Source organism: Stutzerimonas stutzeri, assembly GCF_024448715.1.
In the GTDB taxonomy this organism is placed as follows: domain Bacteria; phylum Pseudomonadota; class Gammaproteobacteria; order Pseudomonadales; family Pseudomonadaceae; genus Stutzerimonas; species Stutzerimonas stutzeri_AR.
Genome location: NZ_JAMOHZ010000001.1, coordinates 697,890 through 715,019 on the forward strand (window position 1 = coordinate 697,890; position 17,130 = coordinate 715,019).

A 17,130-nucleotide genomic window follows, 5' to 3' on the forward strand; every position below is an offset into this window, starting at 1 on the left:
GAAACCCGAAAACGGTAAGCCCGAAACTTGGAATCAGGCATGAAAAAGTCAAAAGTTCCCCACGACCCGCTGAAGCGCTGGGAGTGGATCAAATGGCAGCTGCGATCCAACAACAGCTCACTAGCAGAACTCGCTCGCGGCCTGGGCGTGGTTCGCAATGCCATGAACAACGTGAAGCGACAGCCCTACCCACGGATGGAAAGAGCTATTGCAAAAGCGCTAGGCCTCCGTCCGATCGACATATGGCCGGATCGTTGGGTGGATGAAGCAACTCCTAAACGCGAGCGTCCGAGCCGGGCCGAAACCTCCGCTTTCTATGCACCTGTGCATGAGCCGATTTATGCGCAAAAGCATAACGCAATGCGTGAGCTTGAACACGTTAGCAAGAGCAGAAAGGAAGACTGATCATGCGTAATTGGTACACAGCGCAAGAGCTGGCTGGGAAGCCAGGAATGCCCGGAACCGAGCGAGGTATACGCAAGCTTGCCGAGCGCAACGGCTGGGAAGGTCAACGCCGCCTCGGCAGCAAGGCCATCGAATACGCCTTTGCCGTACTGCCGTCCGAAACCCAGGCCGCACTGATCGCCGCGTCAGTCGGCAGCGAGGCACCGCCGGTCGCAACCGACCAGCCTGAATCGACGCAGCGTGACGCGAAAAATGCGTCACGCTTGAGCGAAAAACAACGCTCGGTCATGACGGCTCGCCTCGCCTTCGTTCGTGAAATCGAGCGCATGAGCCAGACCATCAGCCAGCAGCGCGCCATTCTGGCCCTGGTGGACCTGGCCAAAAACGACCAGCTCAGCCCGTACCTGTCCGAACTGCTAGTCCGAGCCAACGACCGCAAGACAGAAGACCGCAGCCTTTCCGAGCGGACGCTCAAGCGTTGGCTGGGTGACTACCGCAAGCAGGGTGAAACCGGACTGGCTCCGGCGCGTGGCGGCAAGGATATGGGCGTACCGGATTGGGCGAAGGACTTCCTGCGCTGCTTTCAGCGCCCCACAAAGCCCAGCGTCGAAGCCAGCTATGCCGAGTTCGCGGCCAAGTGCCAGGGCGAGCGACCGAGCATCCACCAGGTGCGTCGTTTCCTCAACAAGCTGAGCCCGGAGGCACGCGAAGCCGGTCGCCGGACGCCGCAGGAACTCAAGGCGCTGCAGCCATTCCGCCGCCGCACCACCAAGAACATGTTCCCGTGCGACGTCTTCACGGCCGACGGCCACAAGTTTGACGCCGAGGTTCTCAACCCACGCACCGGCAAGCCATACCGCCCGGAAACCACCACCGTCATCGACGTGGCCACGCGGCGGATCCTCGGCATCTCGATCGGCGAAGCCGAGTCGACCATCGGTGTGATGGACGCCCTGCGCGACGCCATCACACGCGGCGGCATGTTCGCCATCTTTTACGTCGACAACGGATCCGGCTTCGCCAACAGCGCGGTGCGTGAAGTGGTCGATCGCCTCGGCGGCACAATGACCCATGCCCTGCCATACAACAGCCAGGCGCGAGGGCTGATCGAGCGCGTCCACCAGACCATCTGGGTCAACGCAGCCAAGAAGCTCACCAGCTACATCGGCGCCGACATGGACAAGCACGCCGGCACCAAGGTGCACCGCGTCAGCCGAAAGCAGCTGCGCGAAACCGGCACCACCCGTTTGCTGCCCACGTTCAGCGAATTCATGTCGGGCGTCGAGTTCGAGATCGAGGCCTACAACGACCGCCCTCACCGGGGCCTGGAAAAGATCCGCGACCCCGAGACCGGCAAGCTGCGGCACATGAGCCCGAACGAGGCCTGGGAAGCGGCCCGCGCCGAAGGCTGGGAGCCGATGCTCGCCCCGGCAGAGCTAGTCCACGACCTGATGCGCCCGCAGGTCATCCGCCCAACCCGGCGCGGCGAAGTGACCTGGGCCAACCAGCGCTACTTCCTCGACGCCCTGCGCGACCTGCACGGCGAAGAGATCCGGGTGGCATACGACGTTCGCGACGCCTCGCGCGTTTGGATCCGGACGCTAGAAGGCGAGCTGCTCGGCGAGGCACTGCTCGACGGCAATGCCAGCGACTACATGCCCAAGCCGCTCATCGAGCAAGCCTATGAGAAGCGCGAGCAAGGCCAGATGAAACGCGCCATGGACAAGCTCGAAACGCTGACCGGCAAGCGCGTGGAAATGATCGCCCCGCCCTCGGCGCCATCCGCTCAGCTCAGCGGCGAGCAGATGGCCGCAGCTCGCCAGTTCGCCATCGACCTCGCACCAACCGCCATCGACTTCCAACTGCCAGGCGACAGCGTAGCCCGCTATCGCCTGTGGAAGGAACTGGAAGCGAAGACCCAAACGGGCGCTGAGCTGACTAGCGGAGAAGCCCGCTGGCACGCGCATTACCCGAGCCGGCAAGAGTGGCAGTCAATGAAAGATTTGTTCGACGCGGACCCAAGCCAACAGGCCCGCGCGTAACACAACCGGCCTCGGGGGAGGCCAAAAGGAGAGCAGTAATGAGTGTTAGCAAAATCGTTGCACTAACAAACGTAGGGCTTCTGGCCAGCGCCATCGAGCGGGCTCAATCCCGGCCGATGGGGCTGCCGGGGCTGGTCGCCATGTATGGCGCGAGTGGACTCGGTAAGAGCGTCGGCGCTGCCTTCGCGGCCAACCGCTACCGCGCCTACTACGTCGAATGTCGCGACACCTGGAGCAAGAAGGCATTTCTGCAGGCCATCCTGCGCGAAATGTCAGTCCTGCCGGGCCGCACCCTGTCGGACATGGTCGACCAGGTCGCCGAGCAGCTGTCGCGCAGCGGCCGCCCCTTGATCATCGACGACGTCCAGTACCTGCTGGACAAGGCAGTGGCCAACGTCCTGACCGATATCTACAACGCGAGCCAAGGCACATTGGTACTGATCGGTGAAGAGCGCGTCCCCACCAGCCTGGCCAAGCTCGAGCGGCTGCACAACCGAGTGCTCGAATGGGTACCGGCGCAGCCAGCCACCCTTGAAGACATGCAGGCGCTCGCCGTCGCCAGCTATCCCAAGCTGCAGATCGAAGATGCACTGCTGGAGGATCTGCGCAAAGCAGTCCACGGCTGCCTGCGGCGCGTGGCGGTCAACCTCTACCGCATCTACTCCGAGGCCGAAGCCATCGGCCTGGACGCCGTCGACCTGCAGCAATGGAAACAGCTCGGTCGAGGCTGGTTTACCGGCGAGGCGCCGGCTCGGAGGCGCGCGTAATGGCTGGTCGCAAGCCAATTCATTTGGAAATGAAAGGCTTGAAGAGCAATCGGCAGCGGATATGGGAAGTCCTGCGAGCCGAGCAAAACACTACTACCTACAGCGATATTGCGGCCCGTGCAGATGTGGATATCGGCGCGGTTCGGAGCTACATCAAGGCTTTGGAAAAAGCCGGTTTTACGGAGCGGCTGACGGAGCGCGTCACCGGGGCGCCACTTATTCGCCTCGTCAGAGACTGCGGTGCGGAAGCCCCAGCCGTCACAAAAAGTGGAGAGCCAAGCAGCGCCGGCCGGTTAAACGAAACGATGTGGCGCAGCCTTCGGATTCTCGGTGAAACGAGCGCAACTGAGCTGGCAGACCAGGCAGCAGCAGCCGCAGGAAAGGCCTCACTCGGAACAGCCATTCAGTATCTGAAATGGCTGCACAGGGCGGGTTATCTGCTGCAAACGCAAGCAGCCCAGGGTGGCAAAAACGGTAGCCGAGCCCGTTATCGACTCGCCCCCGGTAAGTACACCGGACCGTTGGCGCCAATGGTGCAACGCGGTGGCCAACTGTACGACCCAAACCTCGGCGAAGTCGTTTACAGCCAGCTGGAAGGAGCCCAAGCATGACCGCCATCCGCCAATCAGTAGAAGAAGCGTGGGGCGGCGAGCCGCCCTTGTGGGTCGGTCTGCTAACGGCCGAGGTCGAGCGCAGCAACATGACCGCTGCAGCCCGACGCATCGGCATGAACCGCGCCACCGTTAGCACCGTCCTGCGCAACTGCTACCCCTCCAACAGCACGGCCGGAGTCGAGCGCCGCGTGCTTGATGCGTTAGGGCAGCTGGACTGCCCGGCACTGGAATCCACGATCACGCTCATCCAGTGCCAAACATTCCGCGAAAGGCCCGCCCCGACGCACAACCCGATGGCCATGCAGCACTGGCGCGCCTGCCAGCACTGCTCGAACAACCCTACCTGCAACAGCAAGGAGTCGGCCCATGCACGCCAGCACCAGTGAAAAGCCGCTGAAAGTCCTAACGCCCGTGTTCGCAGGTTCCTTGCGCGCCTTCAATGACGCCGCTCGCATGCTGCGCCGCCTGGAGGTCCGCCTGAACCACTTCGACCCGACCGGCAACCGCCTGACCATCGACGCAGATGGCGCCCGTCGGCTGCTTCAACAGCGCCTGGTGGACGGCTTCACTCGCTCCGCCAGCGCTGGCAGCACCAAGTACACCGTCCAGTTCATGGGCGTAACCCTCGAATGGCGCGAAGCCATCAGCTACACCCGCCCCGAAGAATGGGCAACAACACACTAGGAGCTACACCGCATGACCATTCAACAGATACCCGCCGGGTTCCGGCAAAACGGCCAGGGCCACCTGATCCCGGAAAGCATGATCAAGCCAATCGACCAGGAGCGCGACCGCCTGGTGCGTCACCTGGTCGATCGCGCCAGTGAGTTGAGCACCGAACTGCGCGATTTCAAGCAAGTCGCTTTCGGTGACATCAAGGCCTTCATCGAGATGAGCTTCGAAGAGTACGGCGCGCGCGTCGGTGGCAAGAAGGGCAACACCACCCTGCACAGCTTCGACGGCCGCTACAAAATCCAGCTTGCCGTGCAGGAAAGCATCGTCCTGGACGAGCGCCTGCAGGCCGCGCGTGCCTTGATCGATGAGTGCCTTCGCGACTGGACCGAGGGCGCGCGGCCCGAGGTCGTCACCTTGGTCAACGATGCGTTTCGCACCGACACCAAGGGCGAGATCCGCACCGCTCGCGTGCTTGCCCTGCGCCGCCTAGAGATCGGGGACGAGCGCTGGCAGCGCGCCATGAAGGCCATTGGCGAAGCCTGCCAAGTGGTCGGTTCCAAGTCCTACATTCGCATCTATGAGCGCGTGGGGGATACCGACCAGTACCAGCCCATCAGCCTCGATATTGCGGGGGTGTGAGATGGCCAAGATCGAAGAACGCGAACCATATCGGCGCGGAAAACGGCCCGAGGATGGAATGGATCTGCCGGATGGCAAGACCTGCGGTGACTGCGTTCACTGCCGGCGCTGCACGGCGATATACGGGCATGTCCCGGCTGATGAGGTGTGCGACTGGTTTCCGTCTCGGTTCACCCCGCGGCGCCAGAGCGAAGCGGCAGACCTGAAGGGAGGATGCTGACATGCAGGCACGGACTATTTGCGCGCTCCCGTCGCGCTCGCCCGAGCTGGAAGCCGAGAGCCAGCGGATCGCCGCCGCGACCGAAGCCTTCCTCGCCCGTGGCGGTGAGATCGAGCAGGTCGGCGCCAAGATGCTCGACGGCCCCGCGCCGTTCTTCATCAACCCGCGCCGCACCCCGGTCTATGCGCACCTGTTCGAGAAATCGCCGGCGCTTTCCGTCTTCCCAGCACCGATCGAGCCGTTGCCTGCCGTGGCAGCACAGCCAGCCGCCCAAGTGCCCGAGCAGTTGCCGGCTCCGGTCCCCGCTGCCGCGAGCGAGGCACCGCTGAGCGACGCACAGCTGGCCGGCCGCGTCATGGCCAAGGCCGCGCTGGGCAATCCGCCCAAGCAGATCGCCGGCCAACTAGGCCTGACCGAGAAGAAGGTCCGTCAGCTCTGCCGCGATTTCCACATCACCGCCCGTCAACGCTAGGAGGCCCCATGGCCGAGTACACCATCACCATCAAAGACGAAGAAGGCGGCGTGTCGATCCAAATGGCCGGCCCCGCTGCAGCAGACAGCACAGCCAACGCGCTTACCCAGGGCCTGCTCGGCATGGCGCCCCGGCTGCTGGCCAAGGTCGCGCTGCAGAAGCTGCAGGAATGCAACTGCGATAAGTGCAAGGCCGAACGCCAGGCGGCAACGCCACCCAACACCACGATCCACTAGCGAAACCGCCCCAGCCGGGGCGGTCTGCCGGGCGTGGTGGCCCGGTACTGATGAGCAGCCGAGGAAGCAATGGAGCAAGAAGACTGGGACGCGTTGAAGGCGCAGATGGACAGCCCCTGGGGGCAAATGACGCTGCAGTGCGACGAATACGAGTTGACCCTGCAGCAGCAGACAGCGAACAAGAGTTGGTCGACGGCCGTATACGTCAATGGCGTATTCAAGGGTGCCTGGATGCATTCGACCAGGGACGGCCAGCCAGTACACGAGGAAGCACGTCGTTTCCTCAGGAAATCGACACAGGCGCTGTACAGCCGCAAAGAGATCGAGCTGACTCGCAAGGCCTTTGGCAAGCGTGAAGCGGCGAAACGAGAGGCAACGAAAATCATCTTCTTTCAGCCCACCTGGAAGAGCTTCGCCTCACTGAAAAAGCAGCTTCTAGCCCACAACACCACCATCAAACGCATCCACTAGGAACCGACATGGACCGGCAAAAAGCACTGGAGAAGATCAAGAAGTGCCTGCGGCTCGCCGCGAGCAGCAACCCCAACGAAGCGGCTGCCGCCATGCGCCAGGCGCGGGCGATGATGGAGAAGTACCGGATCGAGGACGCCGATGTGCTGATCGCCGACGTTATCGAAGCGTCAGCGCGCAGCGGCGCCAAGACCCGCCCCGTGGCATGGGAAGCCGGCCTGGCCGAAGTCGTCGGTAAGGCGTACTGCTGCAGTTTCCTGTTTTTGTCCGGCCGTGGTGAATACCGTTTCATTGGCGAGATGGCCGAAGTGGCCAGCTACACCATGACCATCCTGTTGCGTCAGGTCCGCCAGGCCAGGCGCGACTACATCGCCGACCACCTGGCCCGCTGCAAAGCGAGCACCAAAACCAAGCGTGCTGACGTGTTCTGCAACGCCTGGGTGTGGAAGGTGCGTGGCAGCGTATGGGCATTTGCCGGTTCGGAAGAACCGAGCGCAGCGGTGGCCACCTACATGGCCAAGCACTACCCGGAGCTAAGCAGCTTCCGCCCCGTCGACCGCAGCGGCGACAAGAAGCGCATGAGCCAGCGCGACTACCAGGACGCCGCGCGCGGCATTGAGGCCGCGAAGGGCGTTCAGCTCAACCACGGGGTCGATGGCCAGGCGCCGCTGGCATTGCACTGAGCGAAACCTAGCCCCTTCACCGGGGCGATGGTCTGCCGGGCGTGGTTGCCCGGTACTGATGAGCAGCCGAGGACACGATGCAACTGCTACGAAACCGAGCCGACTGGTGCAACTGGGCCGAAGGCCTGGCTGGCATCAGCATTCGCCACAACTACAACGTGCCGGCCGAGCCTGCCACTTATCCCTGCTTCGCTTACGCGGTCGCCGAGTGCCTACTTGGTGAAGTCGAGGCGCCTCGCTACCTGATGGGCTCGGAGCTCTGCGAGATGATGGCCGCGCTCCTGGAGGCGCATCCATGACCGAGCAAAGCAAGGCTGAACGGGTACGCAAGCAGAACGCTGCACGCCAACAATCGAAGCGCGACCGCACCCTGCTACACCGCGAAAAGGTCGGTGCCGAGAAGATCAAGTTCGAAATCTACAGCGGCACCCGCCGCGACCTCGACGCGATGCAACAGGTCGGCGGCTACACCGAAGCCGGTGAGGCAATCACGCTCGCCATTCGCTACATGGCCGATATGGCCCGCCGAGATCCGGCTGCATTCGCCGAGGCAATGAACCCGAGGAACCCGTTGTGAGCAGTCTTGCCAAGATCCACATCGCCAAAAGCCAGCTGGGCATGGATGACGACACCTATCGCGCGTTGCTAGCCCGAGTGGCCGGCGTTCGCTCAGCGAAAGACCTGAGCCCGCGCCAGATCGGGGCCGTGCTGGCTGAGTTCGTCCGTCTCGGCTTCCAGCCCAAGCCAGCAAAGAAGGCCGGCAGAGCGGTGCCAAAGCCCGCGCAAGATCGAGCAGCACTGGTCGGCAAGATCGAAGCCTTCCTGGCCGAAGCAAACCGCCCCTGGGCATACGCCGACGCGATGGCGTTGCGTATGTTCAAGGTCGAACGGGTAGAATGGCTCGATAGTGGCCAGTTGCAACGTCTGGTCGCCGCCTTTGTGTATGACGCCAAGCGCCACGGGAAGCCCACCTAATGGAAATCGACCAGGTCAAAGAGCTGCTGCCAAAGCAACTGCTGGACATCGCAGAGGCCATCGGCCTGCCCGCAGCCCAGCGCCTGGTCGACGAGTTGGGCGGCACCACCTGGCCAGTCGCTAAAGGCGTGCGCCGGCTGGGCATCATCCGGCACGAAGCCTTGAAAGAAGTGATCGGTGAGCGTGCAGCCACCATCATGGCCGAGCAATGGGGCAGCGTGCCGCTGTACATCCCCAAGTGCGAAGCCGCTATCCGCCGCCTGCGTGACCTGGAGATCAACCGCCAGTACGTCCAGGGCGTGCGCGAGGGCGTGTCGGCCAATACCTTGGTCGCCGAGTTGGCCCGCAGCTACAAGCTGAGCGATCGGCGGGTCTGGGAGATCCTGAAGCAGCCCTCACCCGAGGCAACTGGCGACCTTTTTCACTAGGCATCGACACTTAGGGCAAATGCATACATTCGCAAGGAGCGACCTTCGATGATTTTCCTGATAATTTTTTTAGCCGTTTGGTTCGTTGTGGCTCTCTTCGCCAAGCGCAGACGATTGAGCGCCACCATCGCCATTGGCGGCGGCTTCATTACAGCAGTGATCGCAACCTCTGTTGTGTCTGGTGGTTACCTGCTGACAGAGCGCTACGCCAAGTACCAAAGCACGGCGTTCGAAAAGCAGCGAGGCGGAGCCCTGAGCAAATCTAAGCTATTGGCCGAATTGGGCGAATTCGCTCCGGTATTGAAAGCCGCGCCTGCCGATAAAGGAGAATTGAGAGAACTCGGTAAAACCCAAGGCGGTTCGACAGGCATACTGGAAATAAGTGGAACATCAGATGTCGTGGAGAAAGCTACGCTCGCTTTTTCGGCCGATCTGAACGATGAACAAATTCGAGCGCGAAACCTTGAGATGGCAACTCGCTACGTTCACGCTCTATTCCCTGAGTGGAATTCTCCCGAGGCGTGGCTAGCAGGCCTCGCTGATGCCGGCACGGAAACGCAAGTGATTGAGCGAGAAGGCAGACGGCTGATAGCCAAGCACTCCAACGAGCTAAGCCTCTGGTTCCTCACAGTAGAGAAACTCTAGCCCTCTAAGCCCCGCCAAGTGCGGGGCTTCTTGTATCTACTGAACCCCTTCAAGCTCCATTGATCTTCTGCCGCCGCCGAACATGGCGGCATGAAGAAACAAGCCACCCACACTCGCCCCCTTCGCCACGCGCGTGACTTCGCCCAGGCCATCGTCGATGCCTATGGCGACGTCGAGCGTCAGCGCGAAATCTTCACGGCATGCCCGGTCGAGCTACGTGGCCTCGCCCGTGAGATGGCCAAGTCGGGTCTGGCCAAGGCCGAGCAGCGCGCCAAGCAGCTGATCGCGCACCGCGAGATGCACCGCCGCGCCGCTGCGGTCGATCCGGCACCCCTGATCCCAACCAGACGTATCTCCTCCCTCCGCCAATCCAGCCCGGAGGTTGGTCGCGCGCGCCTGGCCGAGCTGCGTGCGGCCCTCGGCAATAAGGAAACGGCATGAGCTCGCGCCAGCCTCGTGGCATTCGCAACTACAACCCCGGCAACTTGGAGCGCAACGGTACGCGCTGGCAAGGCATGGCCCTGAACCAATCAGCTGACTCGCGGTTCATCGTGTTCAGCCATCCGGTATGGGGCATCCGCGCCATTGCTCGGACGCTGATCACCTACCAGGACGTACGCCGCGCCCGTGACGGCAGCCGCATCGACAGCGTACGAGAGATCATCGAGCGGTGGGCCCCAGCCCATGAAAACGACACCAGCGCTTATGCCAAAGCAGTCGCGAAATCGCTCGGGATTGGGGCGGATGACGAGACCGTCGACGTCTACGACTACGCCACGTCGACCGCCCTGGTGAAGGCCATCGTCCGTCACGAAAACGGCCAAGGGCCATTGCCCGGCGGCAACTGGTACGGCGACGCATTGATCGCCGAAGGCCTCGCCTTGGCGGGCATCCTGGAGGGGGTGCGCCATGGCTAACTGTAAACACTGGAGCCGTAGCAAAACGCTTTGGCTCAACGCCATCGTGGCCGCGCTGGTCGCACTGGAGGCCGGCACCGGCCTGCTGCAGCCACACCTGCCGGTCAGCCTCTATACCGTCGTGGCCGTCTCGCTGCCGGTCGTCAATGCCGTGTTGCGAGTGGTTACCACCCAGGGGGTGCGCGCATGATCCGCCGTCTCTGGGCCTTCCTCGATCACCTATTCGGCACGCCGCGCATGTGGGTGCCGAACTGCCGGTACCAGACGCCACTGCCGCCTATACGCGTCGGCAAAACAGGTATCGCCGCAGCCCGCCGCGCCGCCCGCAAGGCACGCAACCGCCGGAGGGCCAAGCGCCATGCTTGAACGTCTCAGCTCACCGTTGCCCAGCTCGCTGACGCTGGGCCTGCTGGCTTGCATGGTCTGTGCGGCCGCCTCGGGCGGTATCGCCTACGGCTTCGGCTATCGGCACGCCGAAGCCCAGGGCGCGGCCAGTCTCAGCGCCCTTGTGGCCAAGCATGCGACCCAGGCCAGCACAACAGCCGAGGCAAACAGCGAGCGAATGCTGCAGCAGATAACTCGCGCCAGCGAAGCCGCTGGGCAGATGCTCGCCTTGCTCGCTCGCCTCGACACCGAACAGCAGCCCATCCAGGAACGCATCCCCCATGTCACTAGCACCTATCGGCCGGAGCCGGCCGCTGCGCCTGAGCCTATCCCTCGTTGCGTGTTCACTGTTGGCTGGTTGCGCGACTACAACACCGCCCTTGGTGTGCCCGGCGCCGCCATTGGTCCCGTTGCCGGCCCCGCTGGGCAAACACCCTGGGCCGCCCCCGGCGCTGACGCCGAATTATTGGAAAGCGGTGTTACACCCGCAGACATCCTCGCCCACGCCCAGGACTACGGCCGCTGGGCCCGTTCCCTTGCCAGCCAGGTGACCGGCCTGCTCACAGCCAGGGAGGCTGGCACGCCATGACCATGGAGCTAGAAATAAGCCAGCTGATTGGATGGGCCACGGGGCTGCTCAGCATCTTCGTCGGCATCGTCACCGGCCTGGTCAAGCTGCTGCTCGGTCAGTTCGAGAAGCGTCTGGCCGAGCGCTTCGCCGCTCAGGATGCCGCCAGGCTAAGTGCCAGCCGCCACTGGGAGGAAAACTTCGCCAAGGTCCTGGAGCGCCAGGACAAAGACTCCGACGCAGTGCAGCAGTTGGAGCGCAGCTTCCTGCGTTTCCAGGCCGAGCTGCCACTGCAGTACGTGCGGCGCGAAGACTTCGTCCGCAACCAAACCATCATCGAAGCCAAGATCGACGCCGTTTTCTCCAAGCTCGAAGTTATCCAGATAAATGGAGCCCGTAACCATGATTGATGCCGCCAAGATCCGCCGAGAGTCCATGCGCTGGTACATCCTGCTGACCCTCAACAATGCCCGCCCGGTAGACCCGCACGAAGTCCTGGTGCTCTCGACCATCCAGGGCATCTATGCCGATGCGACCCAGCATGAAGTCCGCCGCGAACTCGACTACCTGAAAGACCGCAGCCTGGTCACTCTCGACAAGCAGCCCAGCGGCGTCTGGATCGCCGGCCTGACCCACTACGGCGTCGACATCGCCGAGTACACCATCGAATGTAACCCCGGCATTGCACGCCCGGCACGGTGCGTCTGACATGCCGCCGCGCAGCAAGGTCGCCACCCTGCCGGGCGAGGTGAAAGCCTGGCTGGATCAGGCTTTGGCCGAGAACAACTTCAGCGACTACGAGGCCCTGTCCGCTGAGCTGACCGACCGCGGCTTCGCAATCAGCAAGAGCGCGCTGCACCGTTACGGTCAGAACTTCGAGGATCGCCTCTCCGCCTTGAAAGTGGCCAGCGAACAAGCCCGCGCCGTGGTGGCTGCCGCGCCCGATGAGGAAGGGGCCGTCAACGAAGCGCTGATGCGCCTCGTCCAGGAACACCTGTTCAAGTTGCTCATGAGCGAAGGTGGCCAGTTCGATCTGCCCAAGGTGGCCAAGGCTGTGGCCGAGCTGGGCAAGGCGTCGATTAGCCAGAAGAAATGGCAGGCCGAGGTCCGCGCCAAGGCCGAAGCGGCCGCCAGCCAGGTCGAGAAAATCGCCAAAAAAGGTGGTCTCGACGCGGCCACCGTGGCTGAGATTCGGCGGGAGATTCTCGGGGTGGCGCGGTGAGCTGTTTAGAACACTATAAAAGGAATAGGGACCAAGTCACGATTGGGAACCTTGTGTCCGCACTTCGGGCAGACCAGATAGTAAAGAAGACCCTGGTTCTTCTCAGTAAGTCCGTGCTGTTCCTTCCTCTTGAAGCACTCAGCACACACAAACTCAGGATGTTTCGAAGTGTCCGCGTTAGCGGTGCGCTTGAAAACGATTCCGCCCTTCGCGGTAGCGAACTGTGTGTAGTGCCGAGCTACCGAGAGACGCCAAAAGAGCACCCCGGTCAAATATCTCAGAGCCGTCCAGATTGCAGCGCCACAGTCTTTTATGGGCGCCCAGAGCTTGAGCACAAAATTCAGAAACCAGCCGTCCATCGAAACACCTCCCTGGTGCGCTTTTTTTGGCACCGCGAGCCTACCACCGAAGGGCTCGCAACATGAATCTGCCACCACTACTAGGCAACACCGCCGCTATTGATATACCCGCTGTTCTGCTCGATTACCAAAAGGACTGGATCGGCCTGCGCTCCCCGCTCAAGGTCGCCGAAAAGTCGCGCCGTATCGGCCTCACCTGGGCCGAGGCGGCGGATAACGTCCTGGTCGCCGCCGCCAGCCGCGAGGCCAAGGGGCAGACCGTCTATTACCTCGGCTACAACCAGGACATGACGGTTGAATACATCCAGGCCTGTGCCATGTGGGCGCGCGCGTTCAACTACGCCGCCGGCGAGATCGAGGAAGGCATCTGGCCGGACGAGGATCCCGACAAGCACATCAAGACGTACACCATCAGCTTTCCCTCGGGCTTCCGGATCACCGCATTGACCAGCCGCCCATCCAACCTGCGCGGCCGCCAGGGCGTGGTGGTGATCGATGAGGCCGCGTTCCACCAGGATCTGGCCGAGCTGCTCAAGGCGGCACTGGCGCTGCTTATCTGGGGCGGCGAGGTGCATGTCATCAGCACCCACGACGGCACCGACAATCCGTTCAATGAGCTGATCGAGGAGATCCGCGCCGGCAAGCGAAAGGGCATGCTGTTCCGCTCGACCTTCCGTGAAGCGGTCGAGCAAGGCCTCTATGAGCGGGTCTGCCTGCGCAAGGGCATCCCCTGGACGGCAGAGGAACAGGCCGCCTGGGTTCAGGATGTGTATGACTTCTATGGCGATGCCGCCGAGGAAGAACTCGACTGCGTGCCCAGTCAGGGCGGCGGCGCTTACCTGTCGCTCGCGCTCCTGGAGCAACGCACCAATCGCGACGTCCCCGTGCTGCGCCTGGCCTATCCGCAGGGCTATGAAACCATTGCCGAGCACATGCGCCTGGCCGACTCGCTGTCGTGGTGCGAACGCGAGCTGTTGCCGCTGCTGGCGGCACTGCCGCGTGAAACGCGCAGCTTCTATGGCATGGACTTTGGTCGCAGCGGTGACCTGTCCGTCATCGTGCCATTGCTCCAGGAGCAAGATCTGCGCCGCCGCCAGCCCTTCCAGGTCGAGCTGCGCAACGTGCCGTTCAAGCAACAGGAGCAGATTCTGTTCTTCATCGTCGACCGGCTGCCCAACTTCCTCGGTGGCAAGAACGATGCCCGAGGCAACGGCCAGGCGATCGCCGAGGCGGCAGCGGTCAAGTACGGCCATAGCCGCATAGACCAGGTGATGCTCACCGAGGGCTGGTACCGCGACAACATGCCCCCGTTCAAGGCGGCGCTCGAGGACGGCACCCTGCACGACCTGCCGGCAGACAAAGACACCGTCGACGATTATCGCGCGCTCAAGGTCGTCAAAGGCGTGCCGCGCGTTCCGGATAGCCGCACCACGGAAAAAGGCGGCGGCAAGCGCCACGGCGATGCCGCCGTCGCTGGTGTACTGGCCTACGCCGCCAGCCGCAGCCCGGCAGGCCCCATCGAATACACCCCCGCACCGCCCCGCGCCGATCGCTGGGCCGAACGCGACGACGATCAACCCGGCACCTGGCAAGGCGCCTGGTAGCCTTCAGGAATAGATGCCCATGGCAATCGTAGACATTCACGGCCAGCCCATCGAGCAGAGCACCCTGCGCGAATCGCAGACGTCCCGGCTCGCCCAGCTGCAGGAGGAATTCGCCGAGCACCCATCCAACGGGCTCACACCGCCCAAGCTGGCCGGCATCCTCCGGGCGGCCGAGCAAGGCGACATCAAAGCCCAGTGCGAACTCTTCCAGGACATGGAAGAAAAGGACGCGCATCTGCTCGCCGAGATCGGCAAGCGCCGCCGCGCGTTGACAACGGTGGACTGGGCAGTGGTACCGCCACGCAACCCCAGCGCCGCCGAGCAGGCCGAGGCCGACTGGCTGAATGAAGTGCTCCAGGACCTGCCCGACTTCGAGGATCTGTTGTTCGACATGCTCGATGCCATCGGCAAGGGCTTCGCCGGCATCGAGCTGGACTGGGAGCGGTACGGCCGCGAGTGGATGCCCAAGGCGTTTAACTACCGCGAAGCGTCCTGGTTCCAGCTCGATCCAGCTACGCGCACCGAACTGCGGCTTCGCGATGGCAGCGTCGAAGGTGAGCCGCTGCAGCCGTTCGGCTGGATCTTGCATCAGCACAAGGCCAAGTCCGGCTATGTTGCGCGCGGCGGTTTGTATCGTGTGCTGGCCTGGCCGTACCTGTTCAAGAACTACGCCGTCCGAGACCTCGCCGAGTTTCTGGAGATCTACGGCCTGCCGGTCCGCCTGGGTAAATACCCAAGCGGCGCAACTGCAGACGAAAAAGCCACCCTGCTGCGCGCCGTGGTGAACATCGGCCACAACGCGGCCGGCATCATCCCCGAAGACATGGCCATTGACTTCAAGGAAGCGGCCAAGGGCACCCATGATCCGTTCGACTGGATGGTGCAGTGGGCTGAAAAGAGCATGTCCAAAGCCATCCTCGGCGGCACGCTCACCAGCCAGGCCGACGGCGCCAGTAGCACCAACGCCCTCGGCAACGTGCACAACGAGGTGCGCCACGACCTGCTCAAGGCCGATGCCAAACAGGTCGCCACCTCGCTGCGGCAGTACCTCCTCTATCCGCTCCTGGTGCTGAATAAGGGCGGCGAGCGCGACCCCCGTCGGTTGCCCCGTTTCCAGTTCGACCTGGTCGAAGCCGAAGACATGGCCACTTACGCCGAGGCTCTGCCCAAGCTGGTCGAGGCAGGCATGCAAATCCCGGTCAGCTGGGCGCACGACAAGTTGCGCATACCGCTGCCGGGCAAAGATGACGCCGTGCTTGGCACTGCCGTCCCGGCCGGGACGGTGACTGCCGCCACCCGCGTGGCCGCGCTCAAGAGCAAGTCGGGCAACGACCCGATCGACGATCTGGCCGAGCAGCTCGCCAATGACTGGGAGCCAGTGGCCGAACTGGTCGCCCCGGTGCAGCAGCTGCTCGCCAGCTGTAAAAGCCTGGAAGAGTTTCGCGATCGGCTGCCCGAGGTCATCCCCCAACTGGACGCCGGCCAGCTCGCTGAGCTTATCGCCCAGGGCATGTTCGCCGGCACGCTGGCCGGCCGGACTGGGGCGGTCTGATGGTCGACCTGGTCGCGCTGCCACCGACGGAGGCCATCGAGTACTTCCGCCAGAAAGGCTTCGCTGTTGGCTTCGACTACCGCGACGTCTGGCAGGCGCAACATCAGTCCGCATTCTCCGTGGCCAAGGCCATGCAGCTCGATCTACTGCAGGACATTCGCGCCGAGGTCGACCGGGCGCTTGCCGAAGGCACCACGCTGCAGGACTTCCAAAAGAGGCTGATGCCGACCCTGCAGGCGAAAGGCTGGTGGGGACGGCAGGATCGGCTGGATCCACTGACCGGTGAGGTGCGGGACGTCCAGCTGGGCAGCCCGCGCCGGCTCAAGGTGATCTACGACACCAACCTGCGCACCGCCCACAGCGAAGGCCAGTGGCAGCGCATCCAGGATCGCAAAGCCGCGTTCCCCTACCTGCAGTACGACGGCGGCAACTCGGAAAACCCCCGCCTGCAGCACAGCGCCTGGGACGGCCTGGTGCTCTCGGTGGATGATCCGTTCTGGCAGAGCCATCTGCCAATCAAGGAATGGGGCTGCAAGTGCCGAGTCATCCCCATGACGGCGGGCCAGCTGCAGCGCCAAGGCATCGAGGTCAGCGAGTCGCCGAAGGTGCCCAGCGTCCCCTTCGTCAACAAGCGTACCGGTGAAGTGCAGCAGATCCCGAAGGGCGTCCACCCAGCGTTCCACTATCCACCAGGTGGACGCCGCGCGAGCCTGAGCCAGCACCTGGTCGACAAGGTAGCGGCAGCACCGACTGCGATTACGCGGGCCAGCATTGCCGATCTGGTCAGCGGTCCGGCGTTTGCCGAGTGGTATCGCAAGCCGGCAGGAGGCTTTCCCGTTGGGCTGCTGAGCCAGGAAAGCGCCGAGCGCGTCGGTGCCAGGACGTCGGTCGTCACTCTGACCGAAACGGTGTTGGCTGAGCAACTTGCCAGTCAGCCGACCATCCTCGTCGAGGATTACGCCTTGGTGCAGCTGATACTCGATCGTGCCACGCCCAACCTGCAGGCAGATGGCAGCCTGCTATACATCGATGAGCAGGCCGACGGCTCGGTAACGGTATTGACAGTCGAGATCTCGGAATCGGCCGTGGCGGTGCGCAGCCTGGTGAGAATGCTTCGGTAACGCTAGGCCGCGAGCGTGGCCAGTGGCGATCTAGTTTGCTTGGTAGCTACCGTAGGAGGGGGTTGAACATTTTCGATGCCTAGCAGAGCGGCTAACGGGCTTCTAACGCACATGTTTTGTATCATGCTTCG

At 63.1% G+C, this 17,130-nt stretch carries 27 protein-coding genes and 2 other RNA genes; all 29 read left to right on the plus strand.

Going from position 1 to position 17,130, the window contains the following annotated elements; all coding sequences use genetic code 11:
• The first annotated feature begins 39 nt into the window (after positions 1-39).
• The 29 genes from NAV33_RS03055 (at position 40) to NAV33_RS03195 (ending at position 16,999) form a co-directional block, all read left to right on the plus strand.
• Positions 40-405 (plus strand): helix-turn-helix domain-containing protein, encoded by a 366-nt coding sequence (locus tag NAV33_RS03055; RefSeq protein WP_255976791.1) that lies wholly within the window; start codon positions 40-42, stop codon positions 403-405.
• Positions 406-407: 2 nt separating this feature from the next.
• The gene (locus NAV33_RS03060) at positions 408-2,447 is read left to right on the plus strand and encodes a DNA-binding protein (RefSeq protein ID WP_255976793.1); all 2,040 of its coding nucleotides are present in this window, start codon (positions 408-410) and stop codon (positions 2,445-2,447) included.
• Positions 2,448-2,485: 38 nt separating this feature from the next.
• Entirely contained in the window at positions 2,486-3,214 is a 729-nt protein-coding gene (locus NAV33_RS03065) for an AAA family ATPase (protein ID WP_255976795.1), read from the plus strand.
• Entirely contained in the window at positions 3,214-3,825 is a 612-nt protein-coding gene (locus NAV33_RS03070; RefSeq protein WP_255976797.1) for a winged helix-turn-helix transcriptional regulator, read from the plus strand. The genes NAV33_RS03065 and NAV33_RS03070 overlap by 1 nt, the downstream gene beginning before the upstream one ends.
• Positions 3,822-4,214, plus strand: coding sequence for a hypothetical protein (locus NAV33_RS03075; RefSeq protein WP_255976799.1), 393 nt, complete (start codon positions 3,822-3,824; stop codon positions 4,212-4,214). Before NAV33_RS03070 ends, NAV33_RS03075 begins: the two co-directional genes overlap by 4 nt.
• Complete coding sequence (locus NAV33_RS03080; RefSeq protein ID WP_255976802.1) at positions 4,195-4,512, plus strand: hypothetical protein; 318 nt, start codon at positions 4,195-4,197, stop codon at positions 4,510-4,512. The genes NAV33_RS03075 and NAV33_RS03080 overlap by 20 nt, the downstream gene beginning before the upstream one ends.
• Before the next feature lie 12 nt (positions 4,513-4,524).
• A complete protein-coding gene (locus NAV33_RS03085) occupies positions 4,525-5,142 on the plus strand; it encodes a DUF3164 family protein (RefSeq protein WP_255976804.1) in 618 nt (205 codons plus the stop codon).
• 221 nt (positions 5,143-5,363) lie between these two features.
• Positions 5,364-5,834 carry a hypothetical protein gene (locus tag NAV33_RS03090; protein ID WP_255976806.1) on the plus strand — a complete coding sequence of 157 codons (471 nt, stop codon included), beginning with the start codon at positions 5,364-5,366 and terminating at the stop codon, positions 5,832-5,834.
• Positions 5,835-5,842: 8 nt separating this feature from the next.
• Positions 5,843-6,070: a hypothetical protein gene (locus NAV33_RS03095; protein ID WP_255976807.1), complete on the plus strand. Its 228-nt coding sequence runs from the start codon at positions 5,843-5,845 to the stop codon at positions 6,068-6,070.
• Positions 6,068-6,134, plus strand: an RNA gene (locus NAV33_RS03100) — hammerhead ribozyme type II. Before NAV33_RS03095 ends, NAV33_RS03100 begins: the two co-directional genes overlap by 3 nt.
• Before the next feature lie 5 nt (positions 6,135-6,139).
• On the plus strand, positions 6,140-6,541 hold the full coding sequence (locus tag NAV33_RS03105) for a hypothetical protein (protein WP_255976809.1): 402 nt from the start codon (positions 6,140-6,142) through the stop codon (positions 6,539-6,541).
• Between the two features lie 8 nt (positions 6,542-6,549).
• A complete protein-coding gene (locus tag NAV33_RS03110) occupies positions 6,550-7,224 on the plus strand; it encodes a DUF7168 domain-containing protein (RefSeq protein ID WP_255976811.1) in 675 nt (224 codons plus the stop codon).
• Positions 7,223-7,296, plus strand: an RNA gene (locus tag NAV33_RS03115) — hammerhead ribozyme type II. The genes NAV33_RS03110 and NAV33_RS03115 overlap by 2 nt, the downstream gene beginning before the upstream one ends.
• Positions 7,297-7,301: 5 nt before the next feature.
• A complete protein-coding gene (locus NAV33_RS03120) occupies positions 7,302-7,523 on the plus strand; it encodes a hypothetical protein (RefSeq protein WP_255976813.1) in 222 nt (73 codons plus the stop codon).
• Complete coding sequence (locus tag NAV33_RS03125; RefSeq protein WP_255976815.1) at positions 7,520-7,801, plus strand: hypothetical protein; 282 nt, start codon at positions 7,520-7,522, stop codon at positions 7,799-7,801. The genes NAV33_RS03120 and NAV33_RS03125 overlap by 4 nt, the downstream gene beginning before the upstream one ends.
• A gap of 41 nt (positions 7,802-7,842) precedes the next feature.
• Positions 7,843-8,199 carry a gp16 family protein gene (locus NAV33_RS03130; RefSeq protein WP_255977009.1) on the plus strand — a complete coding sequence of 119 codons (357 nt, stop codon included), beginning with the start codon at positions 7,843-7,845 and terminating at the stop codon, positions 8,197-8,199.
• The gene (locus NAV33_RS03135; RefSeq protein ID WP_181297006.1) at positions 8,199-8,627 is read left to right on the plus strand and encodes a Mor transcription activator family protein; all 429 of its coding nucleotides are present in this window, start codon (positions 8,199-8,201) and stop codon (positions 8,625-8,627) included. Before NAV33_RS03130 ends, NAV33_RS03135 begins: the two co-directional genes overlap by 1 nt.
• 48 nt (positions 8,628-8,675) lie before the next feature.
• Positions 8,676-9,272, plus strand: a complete 597-nt coding sequence (locus NAV33_RS03140; protein WP_255976818.1) for a hypothetical protein — start codon at positions 8,676-8,678, stop codon at positions 9,270-9,272.
• Positions 9,273-9,362: 90 nt separating this feature from the next.
• Complete coding sequence (locus NAV33_RS03145) at positions 9,363-9,713, plus strand: hypothetical protein (protein ID WP_255976820.1); 351 nt, start codon at positions 9,363-9,365, stop codon at positions 9,711-9,713.
• Positions 9,710-10,189, plus strand: coding sequence for a structural protein (locus NAV33_RS03150; RefSeq protein WP_255976822.1), 480 nt, complete (start codon positions 9,710-9,712; stop codon positions 10,187-10,189). Before NAV33_RS03145 ends, NAV33_RS03150 begins: the two co-directional genes overlap by 4 nt.
• Positions 10,182-10,379 carry a hypothetical protein gene (locus NAV33_RS03155; protein ID WP_255976824.1) on the plus strand — a complete coding sequence of 66 codons (198 nt, stop codon included), beginning with the start codon at positions 10,182-10,184 and terminating at the stop codon, positions 10,377-10,379. The genes NAV33_RS03150 and NAV33_RS03155 overlap by 8 nt, the downstream gene beginning before the upstream one ends.
• Positions 10,376-10,555: a hypothetical protein gene (locus NAV33_RS03160; protein ID WP_255976826.1), complete on the plus strand. Its 180-nt coding sequence runs from the start codon at positions 10,376-10,378 to the stop codon at positions 10,553-10,555. Before NAV33_RS03155 ends, NAV33_RS03160 begins: the two co-directional genes overlap by 4 nt.
• A complete protein-coding gene (locus tag NAV33_RS03165) occupies positions 10,548-11,162 on the plus strand; it encodes a lysis protein (protein WP_255976828.1) in 615 nt (204 codons plus the stop codon). The genes NAV33_RS03160 and NAV33_RS03165 overlap by 8 nt, the downstream gene beginning before the upstream one ends.
• The gene (locus NAV33_RS03170; RefSeq protein ID WP_255976830.1) at positions 11,159-11,551 is read left to right on the plus strand and encodes a hypothetical protein; all 393 of its coding nucleotides are present in this window, start codon (positions 11,159-11,161) and stop codon (positions 11,549-11,551) included. The genes NAV33_RS03165 and NAV33_RS03170 overlap by 4 nt, the downstream gene beginning before the upstream one ends.
• On the plus strand, positions 11,544-11,849 hold the full coding sequence (locus tag NAV33_RS03175; protein WP_255976832.1) for a hypothetical protein: 306 nt from the start codon (positions 11,544-11,546) through the stop codon (positions 11,847-11,849). Before NAV33_RS03170 ends, NAV33_RS03175 begins: the two co-directional genes overlap by 8 nt.
• Position 11,850: 1 nt before the next feature.
• A complete protein-coding gene (locus NAV33_RS03180) occupies positions 11,851-12,363 on the plus strand; it encodes a DUF3486 family protein (RefSeq protein WP_255976834.1) in 513 nt (170 codons plus the stop codon).
• 421 nt (positions 12,364-12,784) lie between these two features.
• A complete protein-coding gene (locus tag NAV33_RS03185; RefSeq protein WP_255976836.1) occupies positions 12,785-14,326 on the plus strand; it encodes a hypothetical protein in 1,542 nt (513 codons plus the stop codon).
• 19 nt (positions 14,327-14,345) lie between these two features.
• Positions 14,346-15,878, plus strand: coding sequence for a DUF935 domain-containing protein (locus NAV33_RS03190; RefSeq protein ID WP_255976838.1), 1,533 nt, complete (start codon positions 14,346-14,348; stop codon positions 15,876-15,878).
• Positions 15,878-16,999 carry a phage minor head protein gene (locus tag NAV33_RS03195; protein WP_255976840.1) on the plus strand — a complete coding sequence of 374 codons (1,122 nt, stop codon included), beginning with the start codon at positions 15,878-15,880 and terminating at the stop codon, positions 16,997-16,999. The genes NAV33_RS03190 and NAV33_RS03195 overlap by 1 nt, the downstream gene beginning before the upstream one ends.
• Positions 17,000-17,130 lie beyond the last annotated feature (131 nt).